The sequence below is a fragment of the Hydrogenophaga sp. genome, from assembly GCF_018780385.1.
GTDB lineage: Bacteria > Pseudomonadota > Gammaproteobacteria > Burkholderiales > Burkholderiaceae_C > Hydrogenophaga.
This window is the reverse complement of sequence record NZ_JADMJO010000047.1, coordinates 1-10903: the sequence shown is the minus strand read 5'-3', so window position 1 is coordinate 10903 and position 10903 is coordinate 1. Positions and strand designations below refer to the sequence as shown.

Sequence of the window (10903 nt, the reverse complement as noted above, 5' to 3'; positions counted from 1 at the left end):
GCATCGATCAGCATCAACATTTCGCGGTTCATTTCACTCGCCCACCTTTCCGAATTGCATGTCCTGGGTCACTTTGATTTCTCTTACTCATCACTGTCTGGAGCATTTGCTCCGGGAGCCTGACGGCCCTTGAAATTCACGATCGGCGCCAAGCGCGCCTGCTGGATGTCGTCCAGCGAAAATGTCATGGCCTGCATGGGCACGGGCGCGCGCTTCTTGCTCACCCGCGCGCCGGGCTTGGGTTCGGGCGCATCGCTCCAGACCACTTGCCACTGCACACCATCGTCGGCACGCTCGAGCGTGCCCCTGAATTTCTTGCGGTTCACCGCCACGTCGGTCCCGGTGGCGCCGATCGGCGCCTTCAAGGTGAGGTCGATCACGTGACCTTCAAACCGCACGTAATCGATCTCACGCTTCAGCGGCCGGTCGATGCCCGGCGAACCCACTTCGAGGCGGCGGTATTCGAGGCCTTCGACTTCCAGCAGGTATTGCAACTGACGCGTGATCTTTTCGCAATCTTCGACCGTAACGAAACGCTCCACAGGCACCGGTTGACCTTCAACAGGCGCTTCCCATGGCAGATCGATCGTGACCTTCAACAGGCCACTGCCCGAGCGCTCCAACTCCACCAGGTCAAAACCCAGTCCGGTGACGGTCTGCTCTACGATCTCTTGCCAAGCCATGCTGATGGTGTCTGCCCAGTGAAGCGCCGTTCAAAATCGCTCTGTCGCCCTGTGGATTACCCCAGGGTCAAAAGCGTTCGGCCAAAAAAAATGGGCCGGTATTTACCCGCCCATTTGGTCGTGAAGCTCGCATTGTAACGCCTGCCGAGGCCAAATGGCAACCCAATGGCCCCCTCAACGCTGAACACCGTTCAAATACCCAGAGCCCACTGGATGAGGTTTTTGGCCAGAAACCCCAGCATGCCGAACGACAACACCAGAAACAGCACGAAGGTACCGAACTTCCCGGCCTTGGATTCACGGGCCAGGTTGAACACGATGAAGAGCATGTAGAGAATGAATGCCCCGACGCCAAAGGTCAGGCCGAACTGGGCAATCTGGCCCTCAGTGAAGCCCAAAACGGTGTTGCTCATGGCTCAGCGCGTGTCCGTTGGACGGTCAGGTCGCGGTAGGCGTGCCAGCTGGCGTGGGCCAGCAGCGGGATGATGGGAATCAGCCCCAGCAAGGCAGTGGCCATGCCCAAGCCGACCAACAAACCAATCACCACCGCCCACAGCGCCATTGGGCCCGGATAACTGGCCACTGCGCGCCAGCTCTCGGCCACCGCGTCCATCACCGAGGCGCGGGTGTCCACCAGCATGGGCAGGGCGACCACCGTGGAGGCAAACACCGGCGCTGCCAACAAAGCACCGAGCAGCAGCCAGACCTCGAACAGGCCGATCTCGCGCACCAGCACCACGTGACGCAGGAAATCCAGCGGCTTGAGGATGGGCACCGGCGACCCCAAGGTGATCAGCCCGGCCGAGGTGAGCACCCAGCCGGTGCCCGCCAGACCCAACAGCAGTCCGAACTTCACCAGCCGGCCATCGCCCGAACGCCAGAGTTGCACCACATCGCCAAGCCCTGCCCCCCGCTGGCGGCTGACCTGGTACAGCCCGGTGGCCAGGATGGGCGCGACGATGAGGAAGCCCGAGAAGGCGCCCGCCAGCAGCCAGAACTGGTCACGCGCGGCCCAGAGCAGCAGCCAGCCAAAGGCCGTGAGCAAGAGTCCGTGAACCAGCCCGGGCACCGGGTTGCGCTGCAGGTCGCTCCAACCCAGGGCCAACCAGCGCCAGGGCGACTGCAACGTGACGGGAAACGTGGACGGCGGCGAGGGATCGGTCATGGGAAGCGGTTATACGCTGCCCACTTCGCCAGAGCACTGACGCAGGTCAAGCCCGCGAAATGCTTCAGGCAGCAGCCTGTACCAGTGTGCGGGTGTAGGGATGTTCCGGGGAGCGAAGGACCCGTTCGACCGTGCCGCTTTCCACCACCACGCCATCCTTCATGACGATCACGTGGTGAGCCATCGCCTGGATCACGTCCACGTCGTGCGTGATCAACAAATAGCTCAGGCCGCGCTCGCGCTGCAGACGCTGCAACAGGCCCAGCACCTGCTTTTGCACCGTCACGTCCAGTGCGCTGGTGGGCTCGTCGAGCACCAGCAATTGCGGATCGATGATGAGCGCGCGCGCGATGGCCAGACGCTGTCGCTGGCCGCCCGAGAACTCGTGCGGGTAGCGCTGCAGCCAGTCGCCGCCGCGCCGGGGGTCGTCGACCAGACCGACGTCGGCCAATGCCTTGACCACGCGTTCGCGGCGCTGCGCCACCGACAGTTCGGGCTGGTGCACGAGCAGGCCTTCGCCCACGATCTGTTCGATGGTCATGCGCGGCGACAGTGACGAAAACGGATCCTGGAACACCACCTGCACGCGCTGACGAAGCGCCCTGCCCTGCCCGCTCTTGAGGGCTTGCGCCCAGTCGGACCCGGTCACTTGCAGGCTGCCCTGGTGGGGCAACAAACCGAGCGCGGCCAGCGCCAGCGTCGACTTGCCGGAGCCCGACTCACCGATCACGCCCAGGGTCTGACCAGGGGCCACGTCCAGATCCGCACCCTGCACCGCCACGAATTCGCCTTTTGTGAACCAGCCGCGCAGACCGGGGAGCGGCACCGGATAGGTCACGCGCAAAGCGCGGGCTTGCAGCACCGGCGTGGCATCAGCTGAGGGAGGCTCGGCGGGGGCCACGTCGCGCTCGGGCTTGCTGGCCAGCAGCATTTGTGTGTAGGCATGTTGGGGTGCGGCGAACACGTCTGCCACGACGCCCTGCTCCACCAGATGGCCTTGCTCCATCACGGCCACGCGGTCGGCGAAGCGGCGCACCAGGTTCAGATCGTGCGTGATCAGCAGCACCGCCATGCCGTGCTGGCGCTGCAGGTCGGCCAGCAGATCGAGGATCTGGCCGCGCAGGCTCACGTCGAGTGCGGTGGTCGGTTCGTCGGCCAGCAGCAGCTTGGGCGCACTGGCCAAGGCCATGGCGATCATGGCGCGCTGGCGCTGGCCGCCGCTGAGCTGGTGGGGAAAGGCCTTGGCACGGCGCGCCGGCTCAGGGATGCCGGTGGAGGCCAGCAACTCGACGGTGGACGCGAGTGCCTGCCGGGGCGTAAGGCCCTTCTTGAGCTGCAGCACCTCGCCGATCTGGTCGCCAACGGTGTAGAGCGGGTTGAGCGCCGTCATGGGCTCCTGGAAGATGATGGCCACCTCGTCGCCACGCACACCGCGCAGTTGGTGTTCGGTCATCTGCAGCAGGTCCCGGCCTTCCAATACAGCCGAACCGCTCACGTCGGCGTTGTGCACCAGGCGCAGCAGCGACAAAGCGGACACCGTCTTGCCCGAGCCAGACTCGCCCACCAACGCCAGCTTCTCGCCGGCCTTGATGGAGAAGTCGATACCGTGCACGACTTCCTGACCGCCGAAGGACACGCGCAGTCCTTTGACCTCGAGAAGTGCGGAAGTGGTCATTTGTCCACCTTTCTGGGATCCAGCGCATCGCGCAAGGCATCACCCATGAAGGTGAGCAGCAGCAGCGTGATCACCAGCACCGCGAAGGTGGAGAGCGAGATCCACCAGGCATCGATGCTGTTCTTTCCCTGGCTCAGCAGCTCACCCAGCGACGGCGTGCCGGGCGGCACGCCCAGGCCCAGGAAGTCGAGCGAGGTCAACGCGAGGATGGCCGCGCTCATGCGGAATGGCAGAAAGGTGACGACCGGCGTGAGACTGTTGGGCAGCACGTGGCGCCAGATGATCTGCCAGTTCGACAGGCCCAGCGCGCGGGCGGCGCGCACGTAATCGAGCTGGCGGTTGCGCAGGAACTCCGCGCGCACGTAGTCGGAAAGGCCCATCCAGCCAAACAAGCTGAGCAGGATCAGCAGCAGACTGATGCTGGGTGCGAACACGGCCGAGAAAATGATCAGCAAGTAAAGCTCGGGCATGGAGCCCCAGATCTCGATGAAGCGCTGGAAGGCGAGATCGGTTTTGCCGCCGAAGAAGCCCTGAATGGCGCCGGTGACCACACCGAGCAGCACGCCGACGAAGGTGAGCGCCAGCGCAAACAGCACGCTCACCCGGAAACCGTAGATCAGTTGCGCCAACAGGTCTCGCCCCCGATCGTCGGTGCCCAACAGGTTATCCAGCGTGGGTGCCGACGGGTTGGGCAACTTGGCGAAGTAGTTCAGCGTCTGCGGACCGTAAGGGTTGGGTGCGTAGAGCGCCCAGTTGTCGCCTTTGGTGAGCTGCTCGCGGATGAAGGGATCGAGGTAGTCGGTGGTGGTGTCGAAGTCTCCGCCGAACACGGTCTCGGCATAGTCCTTCACCATGGGGAAATAAGTCGTTCCCTCGTAGCGCACGATCAAGGGCCGGTCGTTCGACAACAACTCGGCGAACAGGCTTCCGACCACCAGGATGCAGAACGCGATCAGGCTCCAATAACCCAGGCGGTTGCGCTTGAAGCGGCGCCAGGCGCGCGCGCCGGGGGACAGCGAAGGTGTCACGGCTTCAGTCGAATTTGACACGCGGGTCCACCCAGACATAGCAGAGATCGGAAATGAGCTTGGTCACCAGGCCGATCAGCGTGAAGAAGAACAGCGTGCCCAGCACCACGGGGTAGTCGCGCCGGATCACGCTCTCATAACTCAACAGACCCAGGCCGTCGAGCGAGAACAGGGTCTCGATCAGCAGCGAGCCGGCGAAGAAGGCACCAATGAAGGCCGAAGGAAAACCGGTGACGATGGGGATCAGCGCATTGCGAAAGATGTGCTTCCACAGCACCTGCTGCTCGCTCAGGCCCTTGGCGCGCGCGGTCATCACGTATTGCTTGCGAATCTCTTCCAGGAAGGCGTTCTTGGTCAGCATGGCGGTGACAGCGAAGCTGCCCAGCACCATGGCGGTGATGGGCAGCGTGATGTGCCACAGGTAGTCGACGATGCGGGCGCTCCAGCTGAGCTCTTCCCAGTTGGACGAGGTCAGGCCCCGCAGCGGGAACCACTGCAACTGCCCGCCAAAGATCACCAGCAGCGCCACGCCCAGCACGAAGCCCGGGATGGCATAGCCGATCAGCACGAGCAAGGTGGTGACCAGATCGAAGCGCGAGCCGGCGCGCACCGCCTTGGCCACACCCAGCGGCACCGCCACGCCGTAGCTGATGAGGAAGGTCCACAACCCGAGCGAGATGGAGACCGGCAGCTTCTCCATGATGAGTTCGGACACCGCCTTGTTCTGGAAGAAGCTGGTGCCCAGATCAAAGCGCGCGAATTGGCCCAGCATCTGGAAGAAGCGCTCGTGCGCGGGCTTGTCGAAGCCGTACAGCGCCTTGATCTGTTCGATGCGCTTGGGGTCCACGCCTTGCGCCCCGCGGTACACCGAGCCACCCTCGGCACCGGTGCCCGCTCCGGTGCGCGCTTCGGCAAGGTACTGATCCACTGGCCCGCCGGGAACGAACTGAATCACCACGAAGGTCAACAGCAGCACCCCGAACAGCGTCGGGATCATGAGCAGCAAGCGTTTGAGGATGTAGACCCACATGATCAGCTCGACTCCCATTCAGAGAAGCCACCCAGACGAATCCGGCGCACGGGTTCGAACCCGGAAACACCGCGGAACCGCCCTTCGACACGCTCAGGACGGGCCGCAGGTGTTGCCCCCTTGAGGGGGTGGCGCGCGAAGCGCAGCGCGGGGGTGTTCATTTGTTCGCCCACCAGGTGTCGATCGCCCAGGTCTCACCGGCGGCATAGGGCGGCATATCCTTCGGGCGCGCCAGCCGCCATGCGTTGTAGGCCATGCGGTGTGTGGTGGCCGTCCACTGCGGGATCAGATAGTGGCTGTGGGTGACGGTGCGGTCCAGCGCCCGGCAGGCGGCCAGGAAGTCCGGCTGCGTGCGGGCGCCGGTCATGTGGGTGATGAGGGCGTCCACCGCCGGGCTGGACACGCCAGCGTAGTTGCCGGAGTCCTCCGTCTTGGCGGCCTGGCTCCCGAACATGTCGGCGTACTCGGAGCCCGGGTTGTTGGTTCCCTGGAAGTTGATCGAGATGATGTCGAAATCAAAACCACGCAGGCGCTGCTGGTACAGCGCGAAGTCCACCGGACGGAAACGCAGCTCGATGCCGAGCTTGGCGAGGTTGCGGATCCATGGCGTGACCACGCGCGCGCCTGTTTCGGCGCTGTCGAGGTACACCAGCGACATGGCCTGGCCCTGGGCGTTGCGCAACTGGCCGCTCTGCACCGTCCAGCCCGCCTCTTTCAGCAGCGACTGGGCCCGCTTGAGGTTGCCGCGCAAAGAACTCTGCCCGTCGGTGCGCGGCGGCTTGTACATGGGCCCGAAGACCGCGGGCGGCAACTGTTTGCGCCAGGGCTCCAGCAGCGTCAGCTCTTCGGGCGAAGGGCTGCCCTGCGGCGCGCAATCGGTGTTGCCGAACAGGCCTTCCACGCGCTGGTAAGCGTTGTAGAACATCTGGCGGTTCATCCACTCGTAGTCCATTGCCAGGCCCAGCGCCTCGCGCACGCGCATGTCGTTCAGTGGCGGACGGCGCGTGTTGAGCACGTAGCTCTGGAAGCCCATGGGCAGGCGGTGGGTGAATTCGCCCTTGACGAGCTCGCCGGTGTCGAAGCGTTTGCCGCTGACGCGCCGTGCCCAATCGCCCGCCGAGAAAAAGCGCATGAGATCAAACTCGCCCGCCTTCAGCGCTTCGAGCCGCGCAGTGTTGTCCTTGTATATCTTGACCAGGATGCGGTCGAAGTTCGCGGTGCCGCGGCGCACCGGCAGGTCGCGCGCCCAGTAGGCGGGGTCGCGCACGTAGGTGATGTCCTTGCCGAACTCAACCGGGCCGACTCTGTAGGGTCCGCTGCCGATGGGGATGTCGGTGACGACCTGGTCGAAGGTCTTGCGCTGGCCGGTCTTGGGGTCGATGGCGTTGCCCCAGGCGCGGCTGAACACTGGCAGGCCGCCCACAGTCAGCGGCAGTTCGCGGTTGGGCTTCTTGAAACGGTAGCGCACGGTGCGTTCGCCCAGCACATCCAGGCCGGCCACGTCCTGCAACACGGTCTTGAACGCGGGCGAGGTGTGCGGCCCCATGAGGGTGTCGAAGCTGTGCTTCACGTCGGCGGCGAGCACCGGGTCGCCATTGTGGAAACGCGCGGTATCGCGCAGCTTGAACGTGACCGACAGGCCGTCGGGCGCTGCGCTCACGTCTTCGGCCAGCAGGCCGTACCCGGCACCGTTCTCGTCCAGCGCGCCGGTGAGCAATGAATCGAACATCAGGTCCGACAGATAGGCCGGCGCACTGCCGCGCAGCGTGAACGGGTTGTACTTGTCGAAGGTGGACAGCCGAAGGTTGCTCACCAGGCGCAGCTCACCACCCTTGGGCGCGGTCGGGTTGACGTAGTCGAAGTGGGTGAAGCCGTCGGGGTACTTGAGCTTGCCCCACAGCGCGTAGCCATGCGCCGCCCCAGCCAGGGGGCTCCAGAGCACCAGCAACACGGCCAGGGACAGCGAAACGAGTCGGTGGCCGGGGCGGATGCTGGAGAAGTGCATGCGACAATTCTGAAGGATTTTTCATTGGAGACTGAAACATGGGTTTTCTCGCTGGCAAGAAACTGCTGATCACGGGCGTGCTGTCCAACCGATCCATCGCCTACGGCATCGCCAGGGCCTGCCATCAACAAGGCGCCGAGCTCGCTTTCAGCTACGTCGGTGAGCGTTTCAAGGACCGCATCACCGAGTTCGCAGCCGACTTCGATTCCAAACTCATCTTCGACTGCGACGTGGGCGACGACGCCCAGATCGACAAGCTGTTCGCCGATCTCGCGCTGGTGTGGCCCAAGTTCGACGGCTTCGTGCACAGCATCGGCTTCGCCCCACGCGAAGCCATCGCCGGTGACTTCCTTGAAGGCCTGAGCCGCGAGAACTTCCGCATCGCGCACGACATCAGTGCCTACAGCTTCCCGGCCATGGCCAAGGCCGCGCTGCCCATGCTCAACGACAAGTCGGCCCTGCTCACCCTCACCTACCTCGGCGCGCTTCGCGCCGTGCCCAACTACAACACCATGGGCCTGGCCAAGGCCAGCTTGGAGGCTTCGGTGCGCTACCTGGCCGAATCGCTCGGCCCCAAGGGCATGCGCGTCAACGGCATCAGCGCCGGCCCGATCAAGACACTGGCGGCCAGCGGCATCAAGGACTTCGGCAAGCTGCTGGGCATGGTGGCCAGTGCCTCGCCGATCCGGCGCAACGTCACCATCGAGGATGTGGGCAACGTGGCCGCCTTCCTGCTGAGTGATCTGGCCGCTGGCGTGACCGCAGAAATCACCTACGTGGATGGTGGCTACAGCCACACCACGGGCGTGAGCCGCGACAGCGACGCGCTGAGCTGATTCATTTCGGTTTTGCGGGACGCACACTGCACTGCAGTTCCATGAAGCGACGCGAGCTGCTGGCTTGGCTGGGCTTCGCCGCGTGCGGTCTGCCAGCCGGAGCACGGGCGGGCGAGGCGCCTGCCTTGATGCTCGCCAACGTCTACCGACTTGGCGTGCCGCTGGATGACTACTGGTTGAGCGAAAAGTACGACGGCCTGCGCGGCTTCTGGGATGGCCAGCGACTGATCACCCGCGGCGGTGAGGTGATCGTGCCACCCGCCTGGTTCACTAAAGGCTGGCCCGCCGAGCCCATGGACGGCGAACTCTGGATGGGCCGAGGTCTATTCGAAGAAACACTGTCTGCCGTGCGCCGGCAGACGCCCCGTGAAGACGCGTGGCTACGGATCCGCTTCATGGTGTTCGACCTGCCCTCGCACCCGGGGCCGTTTACCGAGCGCATCCATGCTTACCAAGGGCTCGTGCGGAGAATCGATCGCTCCTGGGTGCGGGCCGTGCCGCAGGAACGCGTGGCCAGCCACGCGGAGCTGATGGCGCGGCTGGACCGCATGGTGAAGGATGGCGGCGAAGGCCTGATGCTGCACCGGGGCGACTCGCTCTACCGCACGGTGCGCAGCGACGACCTGCTGAAGGTGAAAACCCACGAAGACGCCGAAGCACGCGTGCTCGCGCACCTGCCCGGCCAGGGCCGACATGCCGGCCGCATGGGTGCCCTGCTCGTGCAGACATCCCAAGGTGTGCGTTTCCGGCTGGGCACCGGCTTCTCCGATGCCCAGCGCGAGCAACCACCCGCCGTGGGCGAGTGGGTGACTTACCGCTTTCGCGGCGTCAACCCGAGCGGCGTTCCACGCTTTGCCAGCTTTGTGCGGCTGCGTCCGGACGCACCGCGCTGACTCTCGGCTGGTCAGGCCTTCACGCAGTCGGCGAAATAGCGCTTCTTGCCGTCGTCGCCCACCATCTCCACGAGACCATGGATGTCGGTCTCAAAGCCCGGACACTGTTGGTTGAACTCGCGCGCGAACTTGAGGTAGTCGACGATCTTCTTGTTGAACACCTCGCCCGGGATCAACAGCGGGATGCCTGGTGGGTAAGGCGTGACCAGGCTGGTGGTGATGCGGCCTTCCAGCTCGTCGATCGGCACGCGCTCGGTGGTGCGCTGCGCGATGTGCGCGAAAGCGTCGGTCGGCTTCATGGCCGGTGTGAGGTCGCTCAAGTACATCTCGGTGGTGAGGCGCGCGATGTCGTAACGGGCATAGAGCTCGTGCACGTGCTGGCACAGGTCGCGCAGGCCCATCTGCTCGTAGCGGGGGTGCTTCTGGCAGAACTCCGGCAGGATGCGCCACATCGGCTGGTTCTTGGCGTAGTCGTCCTTGAACTGCTGCAGCGCCGTCAGCAGCGTGTTCCAGCGGCCCTTGGTGATGCCGATGGTGAACATGATGAAGAAGCTGTAGAGGCCCGTCTTCTCCACCACCACGCCGTGCTCGGCGAGGAACTTGGTGACGATGGACGCCGGGATGCCTTCGGGCTCGAAGCGGCCGTCCAGGTTCAGGCCCGGCGTGACGATGGTCGCCTTGATCGGGTCGAGCATGTTGAAGCCCGGCGCCATGTCGCCGAAACCGTGCCAGTCCTTGGCCGTGGCCTGCGAGCCTGCCGGGTCGGGGTTGAGCACCCAGTCGGTCGCCTCGCCCATGCCTTCTTCGGCCAGGTCGTCCGGACCCCAGACCTTGAACCACCAGTCGTCGTCGCCGAACTCGGCGTCGATCTTGCGCATGGCACGGCGGAAATCGAGCGCCTCAAAGATGCTCTCTTCCACCAGCGCGCGGCCACCGGGTGGCTCCATCATGGCGGCAGCCACGTCACAGCTGGCGATGATCGCGTACTGCGGGCTGGTGCTGGTGTGCATCAGGTAGGCCTCGTTGAAGAGGTGGCGGTCGAGCTTGACGTTCTGCGAGTCCTGCACGAGCACATGGCTGGCCTGGCTGATGCCGGCGAGCAACTTGTGGATGGACTGCGTGGCATACACCACCGACTCCATGGGTCGCACCCGCTTCTTGCCCATGGCGTGGTAGTTGCCATAGAAAGGATGGAAGGCCGCGTGCGGCAGCCAGGCTTCGTCAAAGTGCAGGTTGGCCACATAGCCGTCGAGCATCTGCTTGATGGCCTCGGTGTTGTAGAGCACGCCGTCGTAGGTGGACTGCGTGAGCGTGAGCACGCGGGGTTTGACCGCATCGGCGTCCACGCCGGCCAGCAACGGATTGGCGCGGATCTTGGCCTTGATGGCGTCGATCTCGAACTCGCTCTGCGGGATCGGGCCGATGATGCCGTAGTGGTTGCGCGTGGGCTTCAGGAAGACCGGGATCGCGCCCGTCATGATGATGCTGTGCAGGATGGACTTGTGGCAGTTGCGGTCCACGACCACCACATCACCCGGCGCCACCGTGTGGTGCCAGACCATCTTGTTGCTGGTGCTGGTGCCGTTGG

Annotated in this window: 10 protein-coding genes; 2 read left to right on the top strand and 8 right to left on the bottom strand. The window is 64.5% G+C overall.

Features of this window, described 5'->3' with window-relative positions:
* Positions 1 to 83: 83 nt before the first annotated feature.
* From rimP to IV113_RS15770, 7 genes are all read right to left on the bottom strand, one after another.
* On the bottom strand, positions 84 to 683 hold the full coding sequence (gene rimP / locus IV113_RS15800) for a ribosome maturation factor RimP (RefSeq protein ID WP_291086825.1): 600 nt from the start codon (positions 681 to 683) through the stop codon (positions 84 to 86).
* Between the two features lie 191 nt (positions 684 to 874).
* Complete coding sequence (locus IV113_RS15795; RefSeq protein ID WP_291086823.1) at positions 875 to 1096, bottom strand: DUF2788 domain-containing protein; 222 nt, start codon at positions 1094 to 1096, stop codon at positions 875 to 877.
* Entirely contained in the window at positions 1093 to 1848 is a 756-nt protein-coding gene (locus IV113_RS15790; RefSeq protein ID WP_291086821.1) for a DUF2189 domain-containing protein, read from the bottom strand. Before IV113_RS15790 ends, IV113_RS15795 begins: the two co-directional genes overlap by 4 nt.
* Before the next feature lie 64 nt (positions 1849 to 1912).
* The gene (locus tag IV113_RS15785; RefSeq protein WP_291086819.1) at positions 1913 to 3523 is read right to left on the bottom strand and encodes a dipeptide ABC transporter ATP-binding protein; all 1611 of its coding nucleotides are present in this window, start codon (positions 3521 to 3523) and stop codon (positions 1913 to 1915) included.
* Positions 3520 to 4590, bottom strand: a complete 1071-nt coding sequence (locus IV113_RS15780; protein WP_291086816.1) for an ABC transporter permease — start codon at positions 4588 to 4590, stop codon at positions 3520 to 3522. The genes IV113_RS15785 and IV113_RS15780 overlap by 4 nt, the downstream gene beginning before the upstream one ends.
* Positions 4556 to 5581 carry an ABC transporter permease subunit gene (locus IV113_RS15775; RefSeq protein ID WP_291086826.1) on the bottom strand — a complete coding sequence of 342 codons (1026 nt, stop codon included), beginning with the start codon at positions 5579 to 5581 and terminating at the stop codon, positions 4556 to 4558. The genes IV113_RS15780 and IV113_RS15775 overlap by 35 nt, the downstream gene beginning before the upstream one ends.
* A gap of 157 nt (positions 5582 to 5738) precedes the next feature.
* Positions 5739 to 7586 (bottom strand): extracellular solute-binding protein, encoded by a 1848-nt coding sequence (locus IV113_RS15770; protein ID WP_291086814.1) that lies wholly within the window; start codon positions 7584 to 7586, stop codon positions 5739 to 5741.
* 38 nt (positions 7587 to 7624) lie between these two features.
* Here IV113_RS15770 and fabI point away from each other — a divergent pair, with 38 nt between their 5' ends.
* Positions 7625 to 8422 (top strand): enoyl-ACP reductase FabI, encoded by a 798-nt coding sequence (fabI, locus tag IV113_RS15765; protein WP_291086812.1) that lies wholly within the window; start codon positions 7625 to 7627, stop codon positions 8420 to 8422.
* Between the two features lie 41 nt (positions 8423 to 8463).
* Positions 8464 to 9315, top strand: coding sequence for a DNA ligase (locus IV113_RS15760; RefSeq protein ID WP_291086810.1), 852 nt, complete (start codon positions 8464 to 8466; stop codon positions 9313 to 9315).
* A gap of 11 nt (positions 9316 to 9326) precedes the next feature.
* On the opposite strand, the gene IV113_RS15755 is transcribed toward IV113_RS15760, so the two are convergent.
* Positions 9327 to 10903: aminotransferase class I/II-fold pyridoxal phosphate-dependent enzyme (locus IV113_RS15755; RefSeq protein WP_291086808.1), on the bottom strand; the 1577-nt coding region annotated here is incomplete at its 5' end.